Origin of the sequence: Micromonospora sp. NPDC051141 (assembly GCF_044455765.1) — a bacterium.
GTDB lineage: Bacteria > Actinomycetota > Actinomycetes > Mycobacteriales > Micromonosporaceae > Micromonospora.
Window position 1 is genome coordinate 376,545 of record NZ_JBITFD010000005.1, and the last position, 24,720, is coordinate 401,264.

The 24,720-nt window shown below is 74.6% G+C and carries 21 protein-coding genes; 8 read left to right on the forward strand and 13 right to left on the reverse strand.

Annotated features, from left to right (window positions below; translation table 11 throughout):
• Position 1: 1 nt before the first annotated feature.
• From cydC to deoC, 9 genes are all read right to left on the reverse strand, one after another.
• Positions 2 to 1,843: a thiol reductant ABC exporter subunit CydC gene (cydC, locus tag ACIA6B_RS12950; protein WP_396772952.1), complete on the reverse strand. Its 1,842-nt coding sequence runs from the start codon at positions 1,841 to 1,843 to the stop codon at positions 2 to 4.
• A 79-nt stretch (positions 1,844 to 1,922) separates the two neighbouring features.
• Positions 1,923 to 3,605, reverse strand: coding sequence for a thiol reductant ABC exporter subunit CydD (cydD, locus tag ACIA6B_RS12955; protein ID WP_396772954.1), 1,683 nt, complete (start codon positions 3,603 to 3,605; stop codon positions 1,923 to 1,925).
• Positions 3,602 to 4,609, reverse strand: coding sequence for a cytochrome d ubiquinol oxidase subunit II (locus ACIA6B_RS12960; protein ID WP_396772955.1), 1,008 nt, complete (start codon positions 4,607 to 4,609; stop codon positions 3,602 to 3,604). The genes cydD and ACIA6B_RS12960 overlap by 4 nt, the downstream gene beginning before the upstream one ends.
• 11 nt (positions 4,610 to 4,620) lie before the next feature.
• Entirely contained in the window at positions 4,621 to 5,868 is a 1,248-nt protein-coding gene (locus ACIA6B_RS12965) for a cytochrome ubiquinol oxidase subunit I (protein ID WP_396772957.1), read from the reverse strand.
• Positions 5,869 to 5,971: 103 nt separating this feature from the next.
• On the reverse strand, positions 5,972 to 6,877 hold the full coding sequence (locus ACIA6B_RS12970) for a M48 family metalloprotease (protein ID WP_396772958.1): 906 nt from the start codon (positions 6,875 to 6,877) through the stop codon (positions 5,972 to 5,974).
• Positions 6,878 to 6,886: 9 nt separating this feature from the next.
• On the reverse strand, positions 6,887 to 7,303 hold the full coding sequence (locus ACIA6B_RS12975) for a BlaI/MecI/CopY family transcriptional regulator (RefSeq protein WP_107157189.1): 417 nt from the start codon (positions 7,301 to 7,303) through the stop codon (positions 6,887 to 6,889).
• A 184-nt stretch (positions 7,304 to 7,487) separates the two neighbouring features.
• A complete protein-coding gene (locus ACIA6B_RS12980) occupies positions 7,488 to 8,312 on the reverse strand; it encodes an aldehyde dehydrogenase family protein (protein WP_396772960.1) in 825 nt (274 codons plus the stop codon).
• A complete protein-coding gene (locus ACIA6B_RS12985) occupies positions 8,305 to 9,735 on the reverse strand; it encodes an aldehyde dehydrogenase family protein (RefSeq protein ID WP_396772963.1) in 1,431 nt (476 codons plus the stop codon). The genes ACIA6B_RS12980 and ACIA6B_RS12985 overlap by 8 nt, the downstream gene beginning before the upstream one ends.
• A gap of 5 nt (positions 9,736 to 9,740) precedes the next feature.
• Positions 9,741 to 10,757, reverse strand: a complete 1,017-nt coding sequence (gene deoC / locus ACIA6B_RS12990; RefSeq protein WP_396772966.1) for a deoxyribose-phosphate aldolase — start codon at positions 10,755 to 10,757, stop codon at positions 9,741 to 9,743.
• A gap of 136 nt (positions 10,758 to 10,893) precedes the next feature.
• On the opposite strand from deoC, the gene upp reads away from it, so the two are divergent.
• Together upp and ACIA6B_RS13000 are read left to right on the forward strand one after the other, a co-directional pair.
• On the forward strand, positions 10,894 to 11,526 hold the full coding sequence (gene upp / locus ACIA6B_RS12995; protein WP_396772968.1) for a uracil phosphoribosyltransferase: 633 nt from the start codon (positions 10,894 to 10,896) through the stop codon (positions 11,524 to 11,526).
• Between the two features lie 140 nt (positions 11,527 to 11,666).
• Positions 11,667 to 12,341 (forward strand): GPP34 family phosphoprotein, encoded by a 675-nt coding sequence (locus ACIA6B_RS13000; RefSeq protein WP_396772970.1) that lies wholly within the window; start codon positions 11,667 to 11,669, stop codon positions 12,339 to 12,341.
• Positions 12,342 to 12,425: 84 nt separating this feature from the next.
• Here ACIA6B_RS13000 and ACIA6B_RS13005 read toward each other — a convergent pair whose 3' ends face one another.
• Together ACIA6B_RS13005 and ACIA6B_RS13010 are read right to left on the reverse strand one after the other, a co-directional pair.
• Entirely contained in the window at positions 12,426 to 14,096 is a 1,671-nt protein-coding gene (locus ACIA6B_RS13005) for a phospho-sugar mutase (protein ID WP_396772972.1), read from the reverse strand.
• 49 nt (positions 14,097 to 14,145) lie between these two features.
• Entirely contained in the window at positions 14,146 to 16,164 is a 2,019-nt protein-coding gene (locus ACIA6B_RS13010; RefSeq protein ID WP_396772974.1) for a serine/threonine-protein kinase, read from the reverse strand.
• Between the two features lie 202 nt (positions 16,165 to 16,366).
• On the opposite strand from ACIA6B_RS13010, the gene ACIA6B_RS13015 reads away from it, so the two are divergent.
• Together ACIA6B_RS13015 and ACIA6B_RS13020 are read left to right on the forward strand one after the other, a co-directional pair.
• Positions 16,367 to 17,950, forward strand: coding sequence for a methylmalonyl-CoA mutase (locus tag ACIA6B_RS13015; protein ID WP_396772976.1), 1,584 nt, complete (start codon positions 16,367 to 16,369; stop codon positions 17,948 to 17,950).
• A 485-nt stretch (positions 17,951 to 18,435) separates the two neighbouring features.
• Complete coding sequence (locus ACIA6B_RS13020; RefSeq protein ID WP_396772978.1) at positions 18,436 to 19,695, forward strand: amidohydrolase; 1,260 nt, start codon at positions 18,436 to 18,438, stop codon at positions 19,693 to 19,695.
• Here the strand turns inward: ACIA6B_RS13020 and ACIA6B_RS13025 are convergent.
• Positions 19,652 to 20,623 carry a DUF4349 domain-containing protein gene (locus ACIA6B_RS13025; protein WP_396772980.1) on the reverse strand — a complete coding sequence of 324 codons (972 nt, stop codon included), beginning with the start codon at positions 20,621 to 20,623 and terminating at the stop codon, positions 19,652 to 19,654. The two genes, ACIA6B_RS13020 and ACIA6B_RS13025, sit on opposite strands and share 44 nt — an antisense overlap.
• A gap of 122 nt (positions 20,624 to 20,745) precedes the next feature.
• Between ACIA6B_RS13025 and ACIA6B_RS13030 the strand changes: the two genes are divergently transcribed.
• Genes ACIA6B_RS13030 through ACIA6B_RS13045 form a run of 4 tightly spaced genes read left to right on the forward strand, consistent with a single transcriptional unit; the run spans position 20,746 to position 24,161 of the window.
• Complete coding sequence (locus tag ACIA6B_RS13030) at positions 20,746 to 21,378, forward strand: MBL fold metallo-hydrolase (RefSeq protein ID WP_396772982.1); 633 nt, start codon at positions 20,746 to 20,748, stop codon at positions 21,376 to 21,378.
• A complete protein-coding gene (locus tag ACIA6B_RS13035) occupies positions 21,371 to 22,369 on the forward strand; it encodes a hypothetical protein (RefSeq protein ID WP_396772984.1) in 999 nt (332 codons plus the stop codon). The genes ACIA6B_RS13030 and ACIA6B_RS13035 overlap by 8 nt, the downstream gene beginning before the upstream one ends.
• A 40-nt stretch (positions 22,370 to 22,409) precedes the next feature.
• Positions 22,410 to 23,156, forward strand: a complete 747-nt coding sequence (locus ACIA6B_RS13040) for a hypothetical protein (RefSeq protein WP_396772986.1) — start codon at positions 22,410 to 22,412, stop codon at positions 23,154 to 23,156.
• Between the two features lie 42 nt (positions 23,157 to 23,198).
• Positions 23,199 to 24,161, forward strand: a complete 963-nt coding sequence (locus ACIA6B_RS13045; RefSeq protein WP_396772988.1) for a GNAT family N-acetyltransferase — start codon at positions 23,199 to 23,201, stop codon at positions 24,159 to 24,161.
• A gap of 74 nt (positions 24,162 to 24,235) precedes the next feature.
• Here ACIA6B_RS13045 and ACIA6B_RS13050 read toward each other — a convergent pair whose 3' ends face one another.
• On the reverse strand, positions 24,236 to 24,691 hold the full coding sequence (locus ACIA6B_RS13050; RefSeq protein WP_091670050.1) for a gamma-glutamylcyclotransferase: 456 nt from the start codon (positions 24,689 to 24,691) through the stop codon (positions 24,236 to 24,238).
• Between the last annotated feature and the right edge of the window lie 29 nt (positions 24,692 to 24,720).

The window sequence follows — 24,720 nt, forward strand, 5'->3', positions numbered from 1 at the left end:
CTCAGGGGGTGAGCGCCAGATATCCGCGCTCGGCCGCCGCCTGGCGCAGCCACTGGTCGCGGTACCAGCCGGGGCGCGCCACCAGCTCCTCGTGCCGGCCGCGCTGCACCACGCCGCCGTCCTCCAGCACCACGATCTCGTCCAGCCCGGCCAGGCCGCTGAGCCGGTGGCTGATCAGCAGCACCGAGTGCCCGGCCGGAGTGGCGGCCAGGGTGGCGGCGAGCACCGCGTCCGCCGCCGCCGGGTCGAGACCCTCGGTCGGCTCGTCAAGCACCAGCACCGGCGGGGCGGCCAGTAACGCCCGGGCCAGCGCCAACCGCTGCCGCTGCCCGCCGGAGAGCTGCCCGCCCTGCTCGCCGACCACGGTGTCCCAGCCGTCGGGCTGGTCGCGTACCCAGTCCAGCAGCCCGGCCGCCCGGGTGGCCCCGGCCAGGTCCGCGTCGCTGGCGTCCGGTCGGCCCAGCAGCAGATTCTCCCGCACCGTGGCGTGGAAGACGTACGCCTCGGCGAGCAGGCCGCCGACCACCCGGGGGAGCTGACCGGCCGGGTGCTCCGCCACCGGTACGCCGCCGACGGTGACCCGGCCGGCGTCGGGGTGGACCGCGCCGGTGAGCACCGCGGCCAGCGTGCTCTTGCCGGCCCCGCTCGGGCCGACCACGGCCACCCGACGGCCGGCCGGCAGGTCGAGGTCGAACCCGGCCAGCGCGGGCGCGGCACCGGCCCGGTAGCGGACCGTCACCCCTTCGAAGCACACGTCGTGGCCGCTCGGCGCCGGCCCCGGGACGCCGGACGGGGCTGGCGCCGCGGGCTCGGTGAGCAGGTCGGCGACCCGGGCCAGGCCGGCCCGGAGCTGGGTCCGTTGCCGAGCGGCGGCGACCAGGGCGAGCGCCACCTCGACGGCGGCCAGCGTGCCCACCGCGAGCACGCCGACCAGCACCCCGCGCACGTCGGCGCGCAGCGCCACGAACACCACGGCGGCGGCGGTGAGGCCACCCACCAGCACGCCCGTCGCGTCCACCGCGAAGCCGACCGCGGCGAGCCGGCGTTCCAGCCGGGCCAGCCGGCCGGCCCGCCCGTTCGCGGCGGCCAGCGCGGCGTCGGTCGCCCCGAACGCGGCCAGGTCGGCGGCGCCGTGGGTGAGGTCGACCGCGTCCACCGCGAGCGCGCCCCGCAGCGGGGCCATCTCGTCGGCGGCCCGCCGGGTGAGCCGGGTGGCCAGCGCGGGCAGCGCCACTCCGGCCACCAGCAGGCCGACCGCGAGCACGCCGGCGGCCGACGGTGCGATCAGCACGGCGCCACCGACGGCGAGCAGGCTGACCAGCGCCGCCGCCGCACCCGGCACCAGCACCCGCAGGAGCAGGTCCTGGGCCGCCTCGACGTCGGAGACCAGCCGGCTGAGCGCGTCCCCGGAGCGCCGGTCGGCGGCGTCGCGCCGGGCCGCGAGGGTGGCGAAGACCCGGGCCCGGACGTCGGTGATCATGCGGAGCACGGCGTCGTGCCCGGCGAGCCGTTCGGTGTAGCGGAACACGCCCCGGCCGACCGCGAGCGCCCGGACCGCGACGATGGCAACGGTGAGCCGGTCCAGCGGCGGCCGGCCGGCGGCGCTCATCAGCAGCCAGGTGGCGGTGGCCATCAACGCCAACCCGGCGAACTCGGTGGCCGCGGCGAGCAGCCCGGCACCCAGCAGCCGGCCCAGGTACGGCCGGGCCAGGCGCAGCACCACCCGCTCGGCGTCGCGACGGGCCGGCGCCGGCGGTTCCGGCGCGCCGGACGGCTCGACCGGGACCCCGGTCGGCCCGGCGGGCACCCGGCCCACCGGCGTGACGCCGTCGCCGGCGGTCACCGGGCCACCGTCGTGCGGGCGTCGCGGCCGGTCACCGTCGTGCCGACGCGGTCGGCGGGTGCCGGGCGGGCGGGCGGCGTCATCGGGCCACCGCCGGGCCGGTGGTCGTGGGGCGCAGTTCGGTGACCCGGCCGTCCTCGACGCGCAGGATCCGGTCCGCGTCGGCCAGCAGCGCGGGCCGGTGCGCGACGAGCAGCGCGGTCCGGCCGGCGACCAGCCGGCGGGTGGCGTCCAGCACCACCGCCTCACTGGCGCTGTCCAGCCGGGCGGTCGGCTCGTCGAGCAGCACCAGCGGGGCGTCCCGCAGGAACGCGCGGGCCAGCGCGACGCGCTGCCGCTGCCCGCTGGACAGGCCGTGGCCGCGCTCGCCGAGCCGGGTGCCGAGCCCGTCGGGCAGCGCGCCGACCACCTCGTCCAGCGCGGCGTCGGCGACGGCGGCGGCCAGCGCGTCGTCCGGGGTGCCCGGCGCCCCGAGGCGGATGTTGTCGGCCAGGGAACCGGCGAACAGGTGCGCCCGCTGCGGCACCCAGGCCACCTCGCGACGCCAGGCGTCCGGGTCGGCCCCGGCCAGGTCGGTCCCGTCGACGGTGACCCGGCCGGCGGTCGGCGTGACAAAGCCGAGCAGCAGATTGAGCAGCGTGCTCTTGCCCGCGCCGCTGGGACCGATGATCGCCACCCGGTCGCCGGGCCGGATGGTCAGCGTGACGTCGCGCAGCGCGGTCGTCCGGTCGTACGCGACGGTCACGCCCTCGAAGCGGATCTCGCCGCCGCCGTCCGGGGCCGTGCCCCCGGCGGCGGCCGGAGCGGTCGGCGCGTCGGTCGCGGACAGCGTGAACGCCTCGTCCAGCGCGGCGAGCCCCTCCATGCTGGCGTGGAACCGGCTGCCGGCGGCCCGCAGCGGCAGGTACGCCTCCGGGGTGAGCAGCAGCACCAGCAGCGCGGTGGAGAGCGTGATCCCGCCGCCGAGCAGCCGGATGCCGACCGGCACCGCGACCAGCGCGACGGAGAGCGTGGCGACCAGCTCCAGCACCAGCGCGGAGAGGAAGGCGATCCGCAGCGTCCGCATGGTGGCCTCGCGGTGGCCGTCGGCCATCCGGCGCACCACGTCGACCTGGGCCCGGGCCCGGCCGAACGCGCGCAGCGTGGGCAGCCCGGCGACCATGTCGAGGAAGTGGCCGCCGAGCAGCGACAGTCGCCGCCACTGCCGTTCGGTGGCGGCCTGCGCCTGCCAGCCGAGCAGCGCGCCGAAGATCGGGATGAGCGGGATGGTGAGCGCGATGATCAGCGCCGAACTCCAGTCGGCGAACACGATCCGGGCCAGCACCGCCGCCGGCACGGTCACGCTGAGCACGAGCTGGGGGAGGTATCCGGTGAAGTAGGGGTCGAGCGCGTCCAGCCCGCGCCCGGCCAGCGTGGCGAGTTGCCCGGCCCGCCGGCCGGCGACCCAGGTGGGACCGTGCCGGCCGACCGCGCGGAGCAGGTCGGCCCGGAGCGCCGCCTTGACCGTCGCGGCGGCCCGCGCCGCCACCGTGCCCTGCGCCCAGCTCACCAGCGCCCGGGCGGCGACCGCGGCCAGGAAACCGGCGAGCGCCGGCCGGTGCAGCCGCCCGTCGACCGCGGTGGCCAGCAGCGTCGCCAGCGCGGTGGCCTGGGCGACCACCAGCAGCGCGGTCAGGCCGCCCAGCGCCGCGAGCACGGCGAGGTCGCGCCGGGCCGCGGGGACCCGGCGCAGCAGACGCGGATCGAACGGGCGGCGGTTCACCAGTACACCGGTGCCCTGCCGTCGATCCGTCCTCGGAACACCCACCAGCACATCGCCTGAAAGCCTAGTAGGGCCGGCAGGAGCGGCAGCACGAGCCAGCCCAGCAGCGCCAGCGTCGGGCGGCTGGCGGCGGCCCCGGCGACGGTCAGCGAGGCCGCCGGGTCACCGGTGGCCACCAGGATCCGGGGCCAGAGCGCGGCCCCGACCAGCGGCGCCGGCAGCGCCAGCGCCGTCGCGGTCGCTGCAAACGCCACCCCGGCCCGGCCCCGGCGCAGCGCCGCGCGGACCACCAACAGCGCTCCCACCAGCACCAATGGCAGGAGTACGGCGAGCGCCGGTCGCGCCACGGCGGCGCGTACCCGGTCGGAGAGCAGGCCCAGGACGGTGGTCGCGGCGACCGCGGTGAGCGCGGCGGGCACCAGGCCGCGGGCCAGCCGGGCGAGGGCCGGGGCGTCGGCGGGCGGCAGCCGGAGCGTGAGGAACGTCGCACCGTGCACCGCGACCAGCGCGAGCAGCGTCAACCCGGTGGCGGCCACGAACGGGGTCACCACGTGGCCGACGCCGGCCACGTGCCCGTCGGCGGTCAGCGGCACGCCCTGGAGCAGCCCGCCGAGCAGCGCGCCCCAGCCCAGCGCGGCCAGCACGCCGCCGACCACCACGATCCGGTCCCAGCCGGCCCGGGTCGCCCCGCCACCGACCCGACCGCGCAACTGCACGCCGGCGGTGACCAGCACCACCCCGGCCAGCGCGCCGAGCACCACCGGGTAGAAGCCGGCGAGCAGCTCACCCTCCAGCGTGGGGAACGCGCCGAACAGGATGCCGACGGTGGCCACCAGCCAGACCTCGTTGCCGAGGAAGAACGGCCCGACCGCGGTGAGCGCGGCCCGACCGGTGCCCGCTCCGGCGCGCCGGGCCAGCAGCAGGCCGACACCGTAGTCGTAGCCGCCGAGCACCAGGTAGGTGGCGAAGAAGAGGCCGAGCAGGGCGTACCAGGCGAGTTCCACGGCGGGCTCCCTCAGGCGAACACGGGCTGGTGGTGGGCGTCGGTGTCGGGCGCGGGCGGGCGGCCGAGCGCGGGGTCGAGCGCGCCCCGGGCGGCGTGCCGGGCCAGCAGCGTCCAGTTGGTGACCGCGAGCGCGCCGAGCAGCAGGCCGAAGCCGATCAGCGAGGCGAGCATCAGCGCGGGCGACACCGGCGAGACGGCCTGTGCGGTGGGCAGCAGCCCGTACGCCACCCAGGGCTGGCGGCCCACCTCGCGGGCGATCCAGCCGAGCAGCACGGCCACGAACGGCAGCGGCAGGCCGAGCAGGAGCAGCCAGAGCGGGAACCGCAGCCGGATGATCCAGTCGCGCCAGAGCAGCGGCAGCAGCAGCCAGACGCAGCCCAGCGCGAAGCCGATCAGGATCATGAAGCCGAGCCCGACGCTGGCGAGCACCGGCGGCTCCCAGTCGCCCGGGCCGAACCGGGCGGTCCAGTCGGCGACCATCGCGTCCCGGTCCGGGCCGCCGCCGAACTTGGTGGGCTGGAGCTGACCGACCGGGCCGAACTGGGCGAAGCCGAAGCCCTGCAACGCGCTCACCGCGAGCGCCGCGGTGACCAGGCCGAGCCGCAGCGAGGTGCGGAACAGCAGGAAGTCGGGGGTACGCCGGAGCAGGTGCCACGCGCTGACCGCGGCCATCAGCAGTCCGCCGGTGACCAGGCTCGCGGACACCACGTGACCGAACGCGAAGCCGAACGTGGGGTTGGTGACAAGCGCGCCGAAGTCGGTGAGGTGGGCCACGCCGTCGCGTACCTCGTAGCCGACCGGGTGCTGGAGCCAGGCGTTCGCCACCATGATCCAGAACGCCGAGGCGTACGCGGTCAGCGCGACGCCCCAGAGCAGCGCCAGGTGCACGCCGCGCCGCAGCCGGTGCCACCCGAAGATCCACATCCCGAGGAACGTGGACTCCAGGAAGAACGCGACGAGCGTCTCGATGGCCAGCGGCGCGCCGAACACGTTGCCCACGTAGCGCGACAGGCCGCTCCAGTTCAGCCCGAACTGGAACTCCATCACGATCCCGGTGGCGATGCCGAGCACGTAGTTGATCACGTAGAGCTGGCCCCAGAACCGGGTGAGCCGCTCGTAGACCGGATTGCCGGTGAGGTAGCCGGCGGTCTGGAGGCCGACCAGCAGCGTGACCAGGCCGAGCGTGACCACCACGAACAGGAAGTGGATCGAGGTGGTGGTGGCGAACTGGAGGCGGGCGAGGAGCAGGGGGTCCATGGCGCGTTCTCCCACGGGTTGGCTCGCTTGTCATAGGCACCCTACACGTAGACTTTCTACCTATGCGGGCCCGTGAACCCGGAACAATCCCGTAGGGGACGGCTCAGCTCAGGAACAGGGAGACCGGCAGCGCGACGAGCGTGCCGGCGACGGCCAGCGCGGTGGCGCCGAGCACCCGGGGCGGGCGGTCCGCCACCAGCAGGCGCTGCACCCGTACGTCGAGGTCCCGGTCGCCGATGCCGAGCGTGCCGGCCGGCGTCACCCGGTGCCCGGCGGCGGCGAACCGCCGCAACGCGCCGGCCAGCGGCGCGTCCGCGTGCAGCTCCCGGGCCTTGTCGTCGGCGCGCATCTCGACCAGCAACGCCACCCGGGCGTGCGCGTCACGCACCCAGCGGAACCAGGGCAGCGCCCGGCACAACGCGGTGAACGGCAGCAGCACCAGGTCGTGCCGCTCCTGCGCGTGCGCCCGCTCGTGGGTGAGCACCGCCGCCAGCTCGGCCGGGTCCAACAGGTCGACGGTGCCGGCGCTCACCACCACCCGGGGGCGCACGCCGGGCAGGCAGTACGCCGCCGCGCTCGGATGGTCGAGCACCAGCGCGCCGGGCACCGTCGGATCGCGCCGGGCCACCAGGCTCAGCAGCTCCCGGTGCCGGCGTTGGGCGCGGACCGCGCCGTGCAGGCTGCGCACCGTGGTGGTGACCAGCACCGCGCCGATGCCGAAACCGACCCCGACCAGGCTGAGGTGCACCGCGCCCACGCCGGCCGGCAGCGTGCCGTGGGCCAGGTCGTCACCGAGCGCCAGCAGCGCGCTCCCGGTCGGCCGGTCGTAGGCGGCGAGCCCGACCGCCATCGGCAGCCCCATGGCGGACAGCCCCAGCGCCAGCCCGACCGCCTGCCAGCAGACGATCGCCACCCGCGGCGCGCGCCACGTCCACCGCGCGGCGGCGAGGACCTGCGCGGTCAGCCAGCAGGCCAGGACGGTGGCGGCGAAGTGCACGGCGTACGCCACGACAGCCGCCTACCGGTCCGTCGCCTCGTCGAGCGCCGGCCCGCCCGGTCGCGGGTCGGCCAGCCCGGCCTCGGCGCCGAGCGCGGCGCGGAGCACGTCCGCCTCCGTGCCGGTGACCGAGCGGGCGAAGCGCACCAACGCGGCGTCCCGGCTGCCGCCGAGATCGAGCGCGTCGAGCATGAGCTGGGCGATGTGCGCCTCGCGGGTGGCCGCCGGCCGGTACCGCCAGGCCCGCCCCTCCCGCTCGCGCTGGACCATGCCCTTGCCGGCGAGCCGGTCCAGCACCGTCATCACGGTGGTGTAGGCCAGCTCACGCCCGTCGAGGGCGTCGGCGACCTCGCGCACGGTCACCCCGTCCGACGTGGCGGGCACCGAGTCCCACAGCACGTCCATCACCGCACGCTCAAGGTCCCCCAGCCGAGTCACCCGCCAATCCTACCCCCCGTAGTAGACCCGCCCCCACCCCCGCCCGCCGCCGCCCCGCGCCCCCACCCCCCACCCCCCACCCCACTCCTGCCCTGATTCACGGAAAGAGGGGCCATCCGCGCCTGGATGGCCCCTCTTTCCGTGAAAGCGTGCGGATCTGGGGGAGGGGGAGGGGTGAGGCGGGTCAGACGCCCTTGGGGTGCCAGACGGTCTTGGTCTCCAGGAGCGTGGTCATCCGGGTCAGACCCGGGTCGGTGTGCCAGTCGTGGTCGGCCGGGGCCGGTCGGAGCACCCGCTTGAGGTTCTCCGCGGCCTTGACCTCCAGCTCCACCGCCAACTCGGCGTCCGCCACCCCGGTCAGGTCGATCGCGTTGACGTCCATGTGCGCGGCGAGCGTCGGCACCGTCTCGGTGATCCGCCCGGTGAGGATGTTCACCACTCCGCCCGGCAGGTCGGAGGTGGCCAGCACCTCGGCCAGCGTGACCGCCGCCAGCGGCGCGGCCGGGGAGGCGGCCACCACCACCGTGTTGCCGGTGACGATCGCCGGGGCGATCACGCTCACCAGGCCGAGCAGCGCCGGCGTCTCCGGGGCCACCACGGCGACCACCCCGGTCGGCTCCGGCGCGGACAGGTTGAAGAACGGACCGGCCACCGGGTTCGCTCCGCCGTAGACCTGGGGGAGCTTGTCGGACCAGCCGGCGTACCAGACCCAGCGGTCGATCGCCGCGTCCACCTCGTCGGCCGGAACGCCGAGCGCCACGAACTGCTCGCGCCGGCCCTCCAGCATCTCGGCGACCCGGTAGAGGATCTGACCCCGGTTGTACGCGGTCGCCCCGGCCCAGCCCTTCACCGCGGCCCGGGCGGCGACCACCGCGTCCCGCGCGTCCTTGCGGGAGGCCAGCGACACGTTGGAGTCCTGCACGAGATACGACCGTCCCGACTCGCTGCGCGGGAACTTCCCGCCGATGAAGAGCTTGTACGTCTTGCGTACCGCGACCCGCTCAGACATTGAGGTACGCCTCCAGCCCCTGCCGGCCGCCCTCGCGACCGTAGCCCGACTCCTTGTAGCCGCCGAACGGTGAGGTCGGGTCGAACTTGTTGAACGTGTTGGCCCACACCACGCCGGCGCGCAGCCGGTCGGCCACCCACAGGATCCGGGAACCCTTGTCGGTCCAGATCCCGGCCGACAGCCCGTACGGCGTGTTGTTGGCCTTCTCCACCGCCTCCGCCGGGGTGCGGAACGTCAGCACGGACAGCACCGGGCCGAAGATCTCCTCGCGGGCGATCCGGTGCGCCTGGGTGACCCCGGTGAAGATGGTCGGCGCGAACCAGAACCCGCGGTCCGGCAGCTCGCACGGCGGCGACCAGCGCTCGGCCCCCTCGGCGGCGCCGACGTCGGACAGCTCGCGGATGCGCGCCAACTGCTCGGCCGAGTTGATCGCGCCGACGTCGGTGTTCTTGTCCAGCGGGTCACCGACCCGCAGCCGGGCCATCCGGCGCTTGAGCGACTCCAGCACCTGCTCGGCGACCGACTCCTGGACCAGCAGCCGGGACCCGGCGCAGCACACGTGCCCCTGGTTGAAGAAGATGCCGTTGACGATCCCCTCGACCGCCTGGTCGACCGGGGCGTCGTCGAAGACGATGTTGGCGGCCTTGCCGCCCAGCTCCAGGGTGAGCTTCTTGCGGGTGCCGGCGACCGCGCGGGCGATGGCCTTGCCGACCTCGGTGGAGCCGGTGAACGCGACCTTGTCCACGCCCGGGTGCTCGACGAGCGCGCGGCCGGTGTCGCCGGCCCCGGTGACGATGTTGACCACGCCGGCCGGCAGGTCGGCCTGCTGGCAGATCTCGGCGAACAGCAGCGCGGTCAGCGGCGTGGTCTCGGCCGGCTTCAGCACCACCGTGTTGCCGGCGGCGAGCGCCGGGGCGATCTTCCAGGCCAGCATGAGCAGCGGGAAGTTCCACGGGATGACCTGCGCGGCCACGCCCAGCGGCTTCGGGTCGGACCCGAAACCGGCGTGCTCCAGCTTGTCCGCCCAGCCGGCGTAGTAGAAGAAGTGCGCGGCGACAAGCGGCAGGTCGACGTCGCGCGACTCCTTGATCGGCTTGCCGTTGTCAAGCGACTCCAGCACGGCCAGCTCGCGCGAGCGCTCCTGGACGATCCGGGCGATCCGGAACAGGTACTTCGCCCGGTCCCGGCCCGGCATCGGACCCCAGACCTTCTCGTACGCCGTCCGGGCGGCCCGGACCGCGCGGTCCACGTCCGCGCTGCCGGCCTCGGCGATCTCGGCGAGGACCTCCTCGGAGGCCGGGTTGATCGACTTGAAGCTGCCACCGTCGGCCGGGTCGACGAACTCCCCGTCGACGAAGAGCCCGTACGAGGGCCTGAGGTCGACCACCGAGCGCGACTCGGGGGCGGGTGCGTATTCGAACATCGCGGTCAGTCCAGGGTGAAGTAGTCGGGGCCGGCGTAGACGCCGGTCGTCAGCTTGGTGCGCTGCATCAGCAGGTCGTTGAGCAGGCTGGACGCGCCGAACCGGAACCAGTCCGGGTGGAGCCAGTCGGCGCCGACCGTCTCGTTGACCATGACCAGGTACTTGATCGCGTCCTTGGTGTTCTTGATGCCGCCGGCCGGCTTCACGCCGACCTGCCGCCCGGTGGCGGCGCGGAAGTCGCGGACCGCCTCCAGCATCACCAGCGTCACCGGCAGCGTCGCCGCGACCGGGACCTTGCCGGTGGAGGTCTTGATGAAGTCGCCGCCGGCCAGCATGGCGAGCCAGGACGCGCGCCGCACGTTGTCGTAGGTGGCCAGCTCGCCGGTCTCCAGGATCACCTTGAGGTGGGCGTCCCCGCAGGCGGACTTGGTGGCCACGATCTCGTCGTACACCTCGCCGTAGCGGCCGGCCAGGAACGCGCCCCGGTTGATCACCATGTCGATCTCGTCCGCGCCGGCCTCGACGGCCGCCCGGACGTCGGCGAGCTTGATCTCCAACGGGGCCTGCCCGGACGGGAACGAGGTCGCCACGCTGGCCAGGTGCACAGTGCCGACTCCGGCCGGCGCGTGTCCCGGTCCGCCGGATGGCCGCCCGGAGCCGGCATCGCTGCCGCGCAGCACCTCGGCCACGTACGGGACCATCGCCGGGTAGACGCAGACCGCGCCGACGTGCGGGCAGGACGGGTCGGCCGGGTCGGGGCGCAGCGCCTTGGCCGCCAGCGCCCGCACCTTGCCCGGGGTGTCGGCCCCTTCGAGGGTGGTCAGGTCGACCATCCGGATGGCCAGGTCGATCGCCTCGGCCTTGGCCGTGGTCTTGATGGAGCGGGTGCCGAGCTGGGCCGCCCGCTGCTCCGCGCCGACCTGGTCCACGCCCGGTAGGCCGTGCAGGAAGTTCCGCAGAGCGGTCTCGGATCGTCCCAGCTCGGAGAGGTCCGACCGGGCCGACGTCGCTGTCGCCGTCATGCCCCGAATAGTACGCACCTGCGAGTCGAGTGATCTTGGTCACGGCCAACGGGTCGCATTCGGCACACGTGAGCGGCATCGCTGGTCGGGCCGCACCCGCCGTGCCACCGGCCGGGGACCGGTAGGTTGAGCGATCGTGGACGTAACCGTCATTGACCATCCGCTCGCCCAGACGCGGCTGACCGCCATGCGGGACGCCCGGACCGACTCCTCGTCGTTCCGGGCGGCGCTGCGCGAACTCACCACCATGCTGGTGTACGAGGCCGCACGCTCCTTCCCCGTCGAGAACTACTCGATCCAGACCCCGGTCACCGCCACCGAGGGCACCCGGCTGGCCAACCCGCCGCTGCTCGTGCCGGTGCTGCGGGCCGGGCTCGGCATGGCCGACGCCGCGCTCGCCCTGGTGCCCGAGTCGTCGATGGGCTTCGTGGGCCTGGCCCGCGACGAGGAGACGTACGAGCCGCGGGCGTACATGGAGTCGCTGCCCCGGGATCTCAGCGGCCTGCCGGTGCTGGTGCTCGACCCGATGCTGGCCACCGGCGGCTCGCTGGAGCACTGCTGCCGGCTGCTCGCCGACCGGGGCTGCACCGACATCACCGTGCTCTGCGTGCTGGCCGCCCCGGTCGGCATCGAGCGGCTGGAGCGGAGCGGCCTGCCGCTGCGCCTGGTCACCGCGTCGATCGACGAGGGCCTGAACGACAAGATGTTCATCGTCCCCGGCCTCGGCGACGCCGGCGACCGCCAGTTCGGCGGAATGCCCCGCTTCTGACGCCCGGGTTGTCGCTGATTCACGGAAAGAGGGCGCATTTCCCCTCGGAAAGGCCCGCTTTCCGTGAATCAGGCGACCCGGGGGACGCGACCCCGGCGAGTTGGTGCGCGGGGTGCGGGGAGGCGCTAGCGTTCCGGGCCATGACTGGTGTTGCGCTCGCCGAGGAGTTGCTCCTCCTCGCGTATGACGACGAATCCGGCAAGGCCGCCATGCCCCGGATCAGCCTGGACCTGGGCATGGCCGCGGCGGTGCTGGTCGAGCTGGCCCTGGCCGGCCGGATCGCGTACGCGGACGGGAACCTCGCGGTGGTCGACCCGGCGCCGACCGGCGAGCCGATCGCGGACGCGGTGCTCGCCAAGATGGCCGCGGACACCCCGCACACGCCGTCGTCCTGGGTGCAGCGCCTGCGGCACGGGCTGCGCGACAAGATCCTCGGCGACCTCTGCGAACGCGGCGTGGTCCGCGACGTCGACGAGACCGAGCTGGGCTTCATCCACGTGCACCGCTACCCGGTGGCGGACGCCTCGGTCGAGGCGGACATCCGACGGCGGCTGGCCGACGCGCTGACCAGCGGGCAGCTCCCGGACGAGCGGACCGCCGCGCTCGCCACGCTGGTCGCGGTGCTGCGGATGGAACCGGCGCTCGGGCTCACCGGCGCCGACGCGGACGACGCCGGCAAGCGCCTGGAGGAGATCGCGGCCGGCGCCGGCTTCTCCGGCACGGTGAGCCTGGACGACAGCGTGGTACGCCCCTCGATCAGCTTGGTGATCGTCGCGCTGGGCCAGGCGGTCGACGCCGCCCTCGGCAAACGGTAAGGAAGGGCCCCTTCTTAACGCCTCCGGTATAGGAGGGGCCCCTTCTCACCCTCGGGGGTTAAGAAGGGCCCCTCCTTGCCCCTGTCACGGGCAGAGGCCGAGCGCGGCGGCGATCTCGGTGCGCAGCTCGGTGACGGCCGCCCGGGCGCGGCTGCGGGCCGCCGGCACGTCGCCGTCGGTCACCGGTGCCACCACCTCCAGGTACGCCTTCAGCTTCGGCTCGGTGCCGGAGGGCCGGATGACCACCCGGGCGGCGTCGGTGCGCAGGATCACCACGTCCGCCTCGGGAAGCAGGTCGGATGCCTCGGCGACCGGCTGCCCGAGCAGCGACGTCGGGGTGGCCGCCCGGATCCGCGCCATCGCGTCCGCGATCACCCGCAGGTCCTCCACCCGCACCGAGAGCTGGTCGGTGTGGTGCACGCCGAACTCGGCGGCCAGCTCGTCCAGCCGGTCGGTGAGCGTCCGGCCCTGGGCCCTGAGGCCGGCGGCCAGTTCGGCGACGGTCAGCGCGGCGGTGATGCCGTCCTTGTCCCGCACGTGCCCCGGCGCGACGCAGTAGCCCAGCGCCTCCTCGTAGCCGTACACCAGCGGCTCCCGGCCGCCGCCGGCCCGGACGATCCACTTGAACCCGGTCAACGTCTCGTCGTAGGGCAGCCCGCGCGCCTCGGCCATCGCCCGCAGCAGCGTCGACGAGACGATGGTGGTGGCGTACAGGCCGGTCACGCCGCGCCGCATCAGGTGGTCGGCGAGCAGCGCGCCCACCTCGTCGCCGCGCAGCATCCGCCAGGACCCGGCATCGCGTACGGCCACCGCGCACCGGTCCGCGTCCGGGTCGTTGGCGATCGCCAGGTCCGCGCCGGTGCGGTCGGCGAGCGCGACCAGCAGGTCCACCGCGCCCGGCTCCTCCGGGTTGGGGAAGTTGACGGTCGGGAACGCCGGATCCGGTTCCGCCTGCTCGGGCACCACCCCGGGCACGCCGAAGCCGGCCCGCGCGAACGCGGCGGTCAGCACCGCCGCGCCCACCCCGTGCAGCGGCGTGTACGCCACCCTCAGGTCGCGTGGGCCGGCCGGGTCCACCACCGCGGCGGCCCGGTCCACGTACGCGGCGACCAGGTCGTCACCGAGCACCTGGCCGGCCGGGCCGAGCGGCACCCGGGCGAGCGGGCCGACCGCCCGGATCGCGGCCTCGATACCGGCGTCGGCCGGCGGCACGATCTGCGCCCCCGCGCCCAGCTCACCGCCGAGCTGCGCACCCAGGTACACCTTGTAGCCGTTGTCCTGCGGCGGGTTGTGGCTGGCGGTGACCATCACGCCGGCGACGGCGCCGAGCTGCCGGACCGCGAACGCCAGCACCGGCGTGGGCAGCGGGCGGGGCAGCAGCAGCGCCGGCCGGCCCGCGCCGGTGGCCACCTGGGCGGTGCGCTCGGCGAACGCGCGGGAGCCGCGCCGGGCGTCGTACCCGATCACCAGCGGGCCCTCGCCGCCCTGGGCGGCGAGCCAGCCGACCAGCCCGGCGGCGGCCCGGGTGACCACGGCCAGGTTCATCCCGTTGGGCCCGGCGCGCAGCGGGCCGCGCAGGCCGGCGGTGCCGAACGTCAGCGGGCCGGCGAACCGGTCGGCCAGCTCGGCGGCCGTGCCGGGCAGCCCGTCGAGGACGGCGCGCAGCTCGTCCCGGTCGGCCGGGTCGGGGTCGTCGGCGAGCCAGCGCTCGGCTCGGCCGCGAAGGTCGTCAAGGTCAGTGGTGTCCGCCGCCATGGCCTCTTGATAGCACGGCGGCGGATCACCACCGGTCGTCGGCCTCGATTCAGTTGTCGGCCGTGAGCTGGAACGAACCGGCCATCGCGTCGAAGATCGGCTTACTCTCGGCGAACCGCGCGTCGGTGGAGGAGAGGTAGAACGAGTAGACCTTGCCGTCCTTGACCAGCCCTCGCCAGATGCCGTGCCGCATGGCGTCGCCCTCGCCGCAGGTGTATTCGACCTGGCCCGCGGTCTGGCCGGCGAGTGGCTGCTCGGAGACCGACACCTCGGTGTACGGGGCCGGGCAGTTCTTGCTCTTGGCGCTGTTCTTCTTCAGGTTGCGTGAGGCGAACTCGGCCCAACTGATCGAGGTGCCGCCCCACTCCTCCGCGATGACCCGCACCTTGCGACCCTCGTCGTTCGGGTCGACGTAGTCGACGTAAAGGCCGCCGGTCTGCCGCTGCCAGCCCTTCGGCACCTGGATGGTGATGCCCTTGACGGTCTGCTCCTGCATCTCCGGCGCGGCGGCGGCCGAGTTCGACGGCAGCGTGCCCACGATCGGCGGTGGCGCGTCGTCACCGCCGCCGCTGGTCAGCGCGATCACGCTCACCAGCAGCACCACCGCCAGGCCACCGGCGGCGGCGAGCTGGACCTTGCGGGGCCACGCCTTGACCTTGCCGAGCAGCCCCGAAGGCCGGCCCCCGTCCGCGACCGGCGCGGTGGCCGGCGTGGTCCACGGCTGGCCGGTGCCCGGCACCGACCACTGCGCGCCGCCGCCGTACACCGGCTGGGTGGCGTCGGCGTTGCCGCCGTAGGTGGCCGGCGGGCCGGTGGCGACACGCTGGGTGGCGTCCGTGCCCGCGCCCTGGCCGAAGCGGACCGTGGTGTCCGACGACGAGATGGGCTGGGTGGCCTCGGGGGCGTCCGGCCCGGACATCGCGCCGGTCGGCGTGTGCAGCGGGCCGGCGAGCGCGTCGGCGCTCGTCTCGTCGAGCGCCGCGGCGCCGGTCGCCGGCTTCGCGGCGGGGCGCTCCCCGCGCCGCAGCGCGGCGAGCCGGTCGGTGAGCGACTCGCTCGGGCCGATCATCGCCCGGCCGCCGATCTGCCCGCTGGGCTTCGGCTCCGGCGCGGCCGGCGGCGGCGTGGTCGGGCGCGGCACCGGCACCACCGCGTACGGGTCGGTGACCGAGTTGACCGCGGTGGCGGTGCTGGTCAGCGGGCCGGCGAGCAGCTCGCGCAGCATGGCCCGGGCCCGGTGCACGTCGAGGCGGCGGGCCGGGTCCTTCTCCAGCAGGCCCATCAGCACGCCGGTGAGCGGGCCGCTGCGCTGCGGCGTGGCGGGCGGGTCCTCGACCACGGCGTGCATGGTCTCGATCGGGTCGCCCTTGTCGAACGGGGGCCGGCCCTCGACCGCGGTGTAGAGCGTCACGCCGAGCGAGAACAGGTCGCTGGGCGGGCCGAACTCCTGGCCCATGGCCCGCTCGGGGGAGATGAAGTGCGGCGAGCCGAGCACCATGCCGGGCGTGGTGAGCTGCACGTCGGTGGGCATCCGGGCGACGCCGAAGTCGGTCAGCACGCAGCGCCCGTCGGAGCAGATCAGCACGTTGGCCGGCTTGACGTCGCGGTGCAGGACGCTGAGCGCGTGGGCCACCTCCAGCGCGCCGAGCAGCGCGATGCCGATCTTGGCGACCGCACGCGGCGCGACCGGCCCGTCCTCGATGACCATGTCGGCCAGGCTGCGGGCGTCCAGCAGCTCCATCACGATCCACGGCCGGCCACCCTCGGTGACCACGTCGTACACCTGCACCACGGCCGGGTGCTGGATCGCGGCGGCGGCGCGGGCCTCGCGCAGCGTCCGTTCGTAGAGCGCGTCGCGGTCGCTGGGGGCGAGCCCCGGCGGGAGGACGACCTCCTTGACCGCCACGTCGCGGCGCAGAAGTGTGTCTGTGGCCCGCCAGACCGTGCCCATGCCGCCGTTGCCCACCGGGGATCGCAGCGAGTAGCGACCACCGATGGTGGTGCCGGGCGCCGCGCGTCCAGTGGGGGGACTGGCCGGTCCGCCGCTCCACGTCGGAATCTGAGTCACAGAAAAGCCACCGGGGGATATCGAGGGGGCTGGGACACAACCCCTCTATCTTGCTGGTTCCGACGCCCGATGCGAAACCCGACGCGGCGGGCGTTTACCTACTCGACGGTATGTGGCCAGCTACTCACCTCCGGTGGGCCGCCGGCGCCGGTGTGCGGTATCCCTCACCCACCGGGCGGCAGCCGCGTCCTACCATCCGGTAATGAGTGATGCGCGGTCAAGCGAGTCGGGTTTCCCGATCAAGGGCGTCTACACGGCGGCCGACCTTCCGGCGGACCTGGACGCCCGACTCGGTGAGCCGGGCGAGTACCCGTACACCCGCGGGGTCTACCCGACGATGTACACGTCCCGGCCGTGGACCATGCGGCAGTACGCCGGCTTCGGCACCGCCACCGAGAGCAACGCGCGCTATCACCAGCTCCTGCGGGCCGGCACCATGGGCCTGTCGGTCGCGTTCGACCTGCCCACCCAGATGGGGTACGACTCCGACGACCCGATCGCGCACGGCGAGGTGGGCAAGGTCGGCGTCGCGATCGACTCCATCGAGGACATGCGCACGCTCTTCGGCGGCATCCCGCTGGACAAGGTCTCCACCTCGATGACCATCAACGCCCCCGGCTCGGTGCTGTTGCTGCTCTACCAGCTCGTGGCGGAGGAGACCGGGGTGCCGGGCGGGGCGCTCAACGGCACCATCCAGAACGACATCCTCAAGGAGTACATCGCGCGGGGGACGTACATCTTCCCGCCGAAGCCCTCGCTGCGGCTGGTCGCCGACACCTTCGCCTACTGCCGGGCCGAGGTGCCGAAGTGGAACACCATCTCCATCTCCGGTTACCACATGGCCGAGGCCGGCGCGTCGCCCGCGCAGGAGATCGCGTTCACGCTGGCCAACGGCGTGGAGTACGTCCGGGCGGCGCTGGCGGCCGGGCTGGCCGTGGACGACTTCGCGCCCCGGCTGTCGTTCTTCTTCGTGGCCCGCACCACGCTGCTGGAGGAGGTCGCCAAGTTCCGCGCGGCCCGCCGCATCTGGGCCCGCCTGATGCGCGACGACTTCGGCGCGAAGAACCCGAAGTCGATGATGCTGCGGTTCCACACCCAGACCGCCGGCGTGCAGCTCACCGCGCAGCAGCCGGAGGTCAACCTGGTCCGGGTGGCGGTGCAGGGCCTGGGCGCGGTGCTCGGCGGCACACAGTCGCTGCACACGAACAGCTTCGACGAGGCGATCGCGCTGCCCACCGAGAAGGCGGCCCGGCTGGCGCTGCGGACCCAGCAGGTGCTGGCGTACGAGACGGATCTCACCGCCACCGTCGACCCGTTCGCCGGGTCGTACGTGATCGAGGCGATGACCGACGAGCTGGAGGCGGCGGCGGTCGAGCTGATGGACCGGGTGTTCGACCACGGCTCGGCGGTGGACGCCATCGAGGCCGGCTTCCAGAAGCGGGAGATCGAGCAGTCCGCGTACCGGATCGCCCAGGAGATCGACGCGGGCGAGCGGGTGGTGGTCGGGCTGAACCGGTTCCGGGTCGACGAGGAGGAGCCGTACGAGCCGTTGCGGGTGGACCCGTCGATCGAGGCGGCCCAGGCCGACCGGCTCGCCAGGTTGCGCGCCGAGCGGGACCCGGGAGCGGTCGAGCGGGCGTTGACCGAGCTGCGCGCCGCGGCCGAGGGTGACGCGAACGTGCTCTATCCGATGAAGGAGGCGTTGCGGGCCCGGGCCACGGTGGGCGAGGTCTGCGGGACGTTGCGCGAGGTCTGGGGGGTCCACCGACCGAGTGACCGGTTCTGAGACGGCGGTGACGGCGGCCCCGCCGAGGCACCTCGGTGCCCGGCGCGGGCCGCCGTCGCATCCGGGGCGGGTGTGCGGTTTCGGAATGCGGGTAACCCGTTCGGGTGAACGGGACGGACAGCATGTGCGGTCGATGAGCGGACGGCCATGTCACCGTCGGGAGTCGCCCGGCAGCCGACGGTTGTCGGGCAATTGTCGGAGTGGCAGTTAATTGCCGCGACTAATGCGACAATTCGGAACGACGACTCGGCTTTTGGTAATCGATGAATCGGTTACGCGTTGTAGGAGGTGGGGGGCAGATGACCGCGTCCGACCACGATCTACCTGCTGTCCCGCAGATATTCGAGCGCTCCCACCAGGGCATTCGTGACGCTGCGCGGTCCGACCGCTACGCGAAAGATGTTGCGCAGCGTCACCGTCGGGGGTCTAGGCTGTCTGCTGTTCTGCCCGATGATCCATCCCTCTCAAGTGATCGAGAATTCGACGTGACGAGTGCGTTGACGCTGCCCTCGGGCGGCCCGCTGGCGTCGTCCCGGCCCGAGGCGCCGACCGGTTCCCAGCCCCTGCCCTTCGAGCTCGACCATCTGCTCGCGCTGCGGGTACCCGGCCTCATCGCGACCCGCCGTCACCTCCACTCCCACCCGGAACTGTCCGGCGAGGAGTTCGAGACGGCCGCCCTGGTGCACCGGGAACTCTCCCTCGCCGGGCTGAGCCCGCGCCTGCTGCCGAAGGGCAACGGCGTCATCTGCGACATCGACGGCCGCCCCGACGGGCCGGTGGTCGCGCTCCGCGCCGACATCGACGCGCTGCCGCTCAGCGACCCGAAGGACGTGCCGTACCGCTCGACGGTGGACGGCGTCTGCCACGCCTGCGGCCACGACGTGCACACCGCCGTGCTGCTCGGCGTCGGCATGCTGCTCGCCCAGCTCGCCGACCTCGGCGAGCTGGACGGCCGGGTGCGGCTCATCTTCCAGCCGGCCGAGGAGATCCTGCCCTGCGGCTCGCTGGAGGTCATCGAGGCCGGTGGCCTCGACGACGTGGTGCAGATCTTCGCGCTGCACTGCGACCCGAACCTGCCGGTCGGCAAGGTCGGCCTGCGGGTCGGCCCGATCACCGCCGCCGCCGACAACGTCACCGTCCGGCTCACCGGGCCGGGCGGGCACACCGCCCGGCCGCACCTGACCGTCGACCTGGTCGACGCGCTCGGCCGGCTGGTCACCGAGGTGCCGACGCTGATCAGTCGCCGGGTGCCGGCCAACAGCGGGCTGCTGCTGGTGTTCGGCCACGCCTCGGCCGGCACCCGCTACAACGTCATCCCCTCCGAGGCGTCCGCCGCCGGCACGCTGCGGGTGATGGACCGGGAGACCTGGGAGCAGGCCCCCAAGATCGTGGCCCAGGTGGTGCGGGACGTGCTCGCCCCCACCGGCGCCACCGTCGACCTGGAATACCTGCGCGGTCGCCCGCCGGTGACCAACGACGCCGGGGCCATCGGCGTGCTCACCGCGGCCACCGCGTCGGCGCTCGGGCCGGAGGGCATCGCCGAGACGCCGCAGAGCATGGGTGGCGAGGACTTCTCCTGGTACCTGGAGCACGTGCCCGGCGCGCTCGCCCGCCTCGGCGTCGGCCGGAACGGTCCCAACATGGACCTGCACCGGGCCTCCTTCGACGTGGACGAGCGCGCCATCGAGGCGGGCGTACGCCTCATGGTCCAGACCGCGCTGCGGGCACTGGCGGCGGCGCGCTGACCGGACCGCCGCCCGGCCCGACCGGCGGCGGTCCCATCGGGTACCGGCCGGGCGGCGGCGTCCGGCGGGCCCGCACCCGCCGCCGCCAGCGCAGCAGCAACCACAGCGGTACGCCGATCACCACCGCGAACGGCAGCACGGCGCCGAGCACGGTGAGCAGCACGCGTACCGAGGTGAGGAACACCGCCCAGCCGCCGCCCAGCCCGGAGAGGAAGCCGAGGTCGGCACCCTCCTCGGCGGTGCTGGCGTCGCGGCCCAGGAACGTCACGGTGATGGTGGACAGCGCGGTCAGGTCGGCCAGCCGGCGCTTGCGTGCCTCCAGCGCGGCCAGGTCGGCCTGCCGGGTGCCCACCTCGTTCTCCAACGTGACGAGCTGGTCCACGGAACTCGCCTGGGCGAGCAGCTTGCGGGCGCTCTCCACCCGGGCCCGCTGGGTGGCGATCCGGGCGTCCAGGTCGACCACCTGCTCGGTGACGTCCTCGGTGCGGATCTCCCGGCGCTCCTGCCGGCCGTAGCCGGCGAGCTGGTCGATCACGCCGGCGAACTTGTCGGCCGGCACCCGCAGGGTCAGCACCGCCCGGGCGTCCGCCGACGAACTGGACCGCCGGTCCCCGCCGACGAAGCCGCCGGCCGCGGTGACCGCCGTGGTCGCCTCCCGCGCCGCGGCGTCCACGTCGTCCACCCGCACCTGCATCGTGCCGGTGTAGATGATGGACCGTTGGTCCACCCGCAGGTCGGCGCCGCCGGTCCCGCCCGGCGCCGCCTGGTCCCGGTCCTGCGCGGCCCCACCCTCGGCCGCCGGCGCCGCCGCGTCGCGGCCACCGCTGCTCCCACCGCTGTCCCCGCCGGCGCTGCACGCGCCCACGGCCAGCATCGCGACCAGGCCCACCGCCACCAGGGACCCGCCCCGGAGTCGTCGTCCGCCCATTCCCCGCTCCGATCGTCGTCGGCCCCGCCAGCCGGGACCGATACCTCGGACGCGACGCGTGGTCGCGCCGGTTCCGGCAGACTGCGCTGAGGACGTCACGATTCGATATTGGAGGAGTCACGATGCGGCTCACCAAGTACGCCCACTCCTGCCTCCGGCTGGAGCACGACGGGGGAGTGCTGGTCGTCGACCCCGGTGTCTTCAGCGACGCGGCCGGGGCGCTGGACGGGGCGGACGCGGTGCTGGTCACCCACGAGCACCCGGACCATGTGGACGTCGCCGCGCTGACCCGGGCGCTGGAGCGGCGGGCGGTGCCGGTGCACGGCCCCGCCTCGCTCGCCGGCGTGCTCGGCGACGCCGCCGAGGCGCTCGTCGTGGTCACGCCCGGTGAGTCGTTCACCGCCGCCGGCGTGCCGGTGCGCGCGTACGGGGGGCAGCACGCGGTCATCCACCCGGACATCCCGGTGATCCCGAACCTGGGCTACCTGTTCGCCGACACGGTCTACCACCCGGGCGACGCGTTGGTCGCCCCCGACGACGTCCGGGTGGACACGCTGTTCGCCCCGATCCACGCGCCCTGGTCGAAGTTCTCCGAGGTGCTCGACTTCATCCGCGCGGTCGCCCCACGCCGCGCGTACGCGCTGCACGACGGGCTGCTCAACGCCAACGGCTTCGGGGTGCTGGACCAGCAGTACACCGCGATGTCCGGCACCGACTACCGCCGTCTGGAGCCGGGCACACGGATCGATGCCTGACGTTCCCGTCGACCTGATCCGGCGGCTCTACGCCACGCCGCCGGACCGATTCGTCGCGGCCCGGGACGCCGCCGTCGCGCAGGCGCGGGAGGCCGGCGATCCGCGTACCGCCCGGGAGATCGGCCGGCTGCGACGCCCCACGGTCGCGGCCTGGCTGGTCAACCTGCTCGCGATCCGGCGACCCGAGTTGGTCGCCGACCTCGCCCAACTCGCCGACTCGCTCCGCGCCGCCCAACGCGACCTGCGCGGCGGCAAGCTGCGGGAACTCTCCGCCCAGCGGCGCGCCGTGGTGGGCGCGCTGGTCGCCGAGGTGCGCAAGCTGGCCGCCGCCGAACCCGCCGCGCCGCCCGCCGGGAAGCTGCCGCTGGGCGAGGTGGAGGCGACGCTCAACGCCGCGCTCTCCGACACCGAGGTGGCCGAGCAGGTACGCGCCGGCCGGCTGCTGCGGGCCAGCCACTACGCCGGGTTCGGCGAGGTACCCCGCCCGCAGCTGCGGCTGGTGACCGGCGGCGAGGACACGGCCGGCGTACCGGAGCGGGCGGGTGGGTCCGGCGGGCCGGAGCGGGCGGGTAGGTCCGACGGGGCGGGTGGGTCCGGCGGGCCGGACGGGGCGACCGCGCGGGCCGAGGCGCGGCGGGCCCGCGACCAGCGGGCGGCGCGGGCCGAACGGGCCGCCCGGCGGCGGGCGGCGACCCGCGAGCTGGCGAAGGCCCACACGGACCTGGAGCGGGCCGAACAGGAACTGGCCGGCGCGGGCGCGGCCGAACGGGACGGTGTCGCGGCGCTGGACCGGATCGAGACCGAGCTGGCCGAGCTGGAACGCCGCCGGGCGGTGGCCGAACAGGAGCTGAGCCGGGCCCGGCTGGCCCGTCGGGGCGCGGAACGGACGGTCACCGCCGCCCGGCGGCGGGCCGGCGAGGTGGAGGCCGTGTTGGAGGCGCTCGACGCCGAAGAGGGGGATGCCGAAGACGGTGACGACCGGGCAGACTGAGCGTGATGAACGACCACGGTGGACGGACGGCGGGCCGGCCATGACTCCCGAGCAGGTCGTCGCCGCCAGCAAGCCACTGGTGCTGGAACTCGGGGAGGCGTTCTCCCGCTGCCCGTCCACGCTGCGCCGGGCCCGGCTGCTCGGCATCTCCGGGTGGGCCTTCTACATCACCGGGCGGGCCGGCGCGCTCGGCGACGTCCGGGCCGAGACGGTGGCCGCGACGCTCGGGTTCATCGCCCCGGAAGCGGTCGCGGACGGGTGGGACGCCTCGGCGCGGACGGTGCCGCCGCTGGAGGTGGCCGCCGCCAACCTGGCCGAGTGCTGCCGGTGGGGCGCGTCCCGGCTGGGCGACGCACCCGGCGTGGCCCGGCTCGCCGGGTTGCTCGGCCGGGCCGTCGACGCGGCGGACGGCAGCGCCATGCCGCTCTTCGCCGCCTGGCGCGCGATGCCGATGCCGGTGCCCGACCCGTCCGCCGGGGCCCGCGCGGCCGTCGGCCTGCTGCTGCTGCGCGAGCACTTCGCCGGGGCGTACCTGCTGGCGGTGCGGGCCGCCGGGCTGACCCCGCTGGAGGCGGTGCTGGCCGGCCCGGAGGGGGAGGCGGGCGCCGCCGCGTGCGGATGGGCCCCGCCGTACCCGCCGATCGGGCCACTGGTACGCCGCCGGATCTGGGCCGAGGCGGTCACCGACCGCCTGGTGTCCCCGGCGTTCCACGTCCTCGGTCCGGCCGCCGGCACGGAGCTGGTCGAACTGCTCACCGCCGCGCGGCGGCACGCCCGGCGCGGATAATTGGGAGGCGGAACGGTCGGGCCGGCTGCCAGGATCGGCCGCGTGACGCTCCCCGCCGGCTGGACGGCCCGCCGCCCCACCCTCGACGACGTCCCCGCGATCCTGGCAGTGGTGCACGCCGCCGACACGTTCGCGGTGGGCCACCCGGACTTCGACGCCGACGACGTGCGGGACGCGCTGACCGCGCCCTTCGTCGACCCGGCCCGGGACTCCTGGCTGGTCACCGACCCCGACGGGACGGCGGTGGCCTGGTCGATCCTGAGCAACCCGACCGGCGTGGGCCGGGAGTGGGTGGACGTGCTCGTCGACCCGGCCCGGGGGGCGGAGCTGCGCGCCCCGCTGCTGGCCCGGCTGCTCGACCGGGTCGCCGAACGGGCCGCCGAGCGCGGCGTGCCCGCGCTGACCGCGCGCACCGGCGTGTACGCGCCGGAGACCCGCTGGGCGGGCGAGCTGGTGGCGGCCGGGTTCACCCGGGTCAAGCGGTACGTCCGGATGAGCCGCCCGCTGGCCGACCTGCCGGCCGAGCCGGCCCCGCCGGCCGGGGTGACGGTCCGGCCGCTGCGCCCCGACGACGAGGCCGACCTGCGGCTGTTCCACCGGATCCACGACACCGCGTTCCGCGACACGCTCGACTACGAGCCGCTCGACTTCGCGCGTTGGCGGGAGCTGATCCCGGCGTACGGCAGGGTCTGGGACGAGTGGTTCCTGGCCGAGGTCGACGGCGAGCCGGCGGGTGCGTTGCAGTCCTCCGACCAGGCGGTGGAGCACGGCTCGGGCTGGGTCCGGACGCTGTCCGTGCTGCCCACCCACCGGCGGCGTGGGGTGGGTGCGGCGCTGCTGCGTCGGGCGTTCGCGGTCTACGCCGCCAAGGGGCGCGTCCGGGCCGGGCTGGGTGTGGACCTGACCAACCCGACCGCCCCGGTCACGCTCTACCGCTCGGTCGGGCTGGTCGAGGAGCGCTGGACCGACATGTACGAGCGGACCGTGCCCGCCCCGGAGGTGTGACCCGGGACCCCCGGGCCGGGGTCGGCGAGCGGGCGGCCGGTCGACCGGCGCACACTGTCGGGGTGGGAGACGCGCTACGCGGACGCCGTGCCGGTGGGGCGGGACCGCAGCTCGGTGACGTAGTCGTCCGGCGCGCCCGCCTTCTCCGCCGCGTTCGCGATCTCCGACAGGTACCACGACGTCGGCAGGCCGCCCTCGTAGCCGTCGAAGACGTAGACCCACGCGGTCACGTCCCCGTCCAGCGTCGAGACGCGGACGGTCAGCTTCCGGTAGGTCCCCGCGGTCACGCCCTCGATCTCGTCGAGCTGGGCGGCGTCGTACGGGTGGATGTCGTAGAGCGCCACGAAGACCCGGTCCCCCGGGGACTCGACCACGGTGCTGACCGAGCCCTCCCAGCCGATGACGTCCTCGCCCGCGAAGGTGAGTCGCCACCCCTCCAGCCAGCCGGTGCCCACCATCGGCGAATGCGGACAGTAGGCGCGCATGCGAGCGGGGTCCAGGTTTGAGCCGTAAGCGGCGTAGAGACGCACGGCGACGACGATAGCCCGGTCGGCGGGTG

Excerpts from the sequence above, each read along its gene's own strand:
- ACIA6B_RS13015 (WP_396772976.1), top strand. The coding sequence starts at position 16,367 with ATGAGTGATGCGCGGTCAAGCGAGTCGGGTTTCCCGATCAAGGGCGTC.
- ACIA6B_RS13040 (WP_396772986.1), top strand. The coding sequence starts at position 22,410 with ATGACTCCCGAGCAGGTCGTCGCCGCCAGCAAGCCACTGGTGCTGGAA.
- ACIA6B_RS12980 (WP_396772960.1), bottom strand. The coding sequence starts at position 8,312 with ATGTCTGAGCGGGTCGCGGTACGCAAGACGTACAAGCTCTTCATCGGC.
- ACIA6B_RS12965 (WP_396772957.1), bottom strand. The coding sequence starts at position 5,868 with ATGGACCCCCTGCTCCTCGCCCGCCTCCAGTTCGCCACCACCACCTCG.
- ACIA6B_RS13030 (WP_396772982.1), top strand. The coding sequence starts at position 20,746 with ATGCGGCTCACCAAGTACGCCCACTCCTGCCTCCGGCTGGAGCACGAC.
- ACIA6B_RS13035 (WP_396772984.1), top strand. The coding sequence starts at position 21,371 with ATGCCTGACGTTCCCGTCGACCTGATCCGGCGGCTCTACGCCACGCCG.
- ACIA6B_RS13000 (WP_396772970.1), top strand. The coding sequence starts at position 11,667 with ATGACTGGTGTTGCGCTCGCCGAGGAGTTGCTCCTCCTCGCGTATGAC.
- deoC (WP_396772966.1), bottom strand. The coding sequence starts at position 10,757 with ATGACGGCGACAGCGACGTCGGCCCGGTCGGACCTCTCCGAGCTGGGA.
- ACIA6B_RS13025 (WP_396772980.1), bottom strand. The coding sequence starts at position 20,623 with ATGGGCGGACGACGACTCCGGGGCGGGTCCCTGGTGGCGGTGGGCCTG.
- ACIA6B_RS12985 (WP_396772963.1), bottom strand. The coding sequence starts at position 9,735 with ATGTTCGAATACGCACCCGCCCCCGAGTCGCGCTCGGTGGTCGACCTC.
- ACIA6B_RS13005 (WP_396772972.1), bottom strand. The coding sequence starts at position 14,096 with ATGGCGGCGGACACCACTGACCTTGACGACCTTCGCGGCCGAGCCGAG.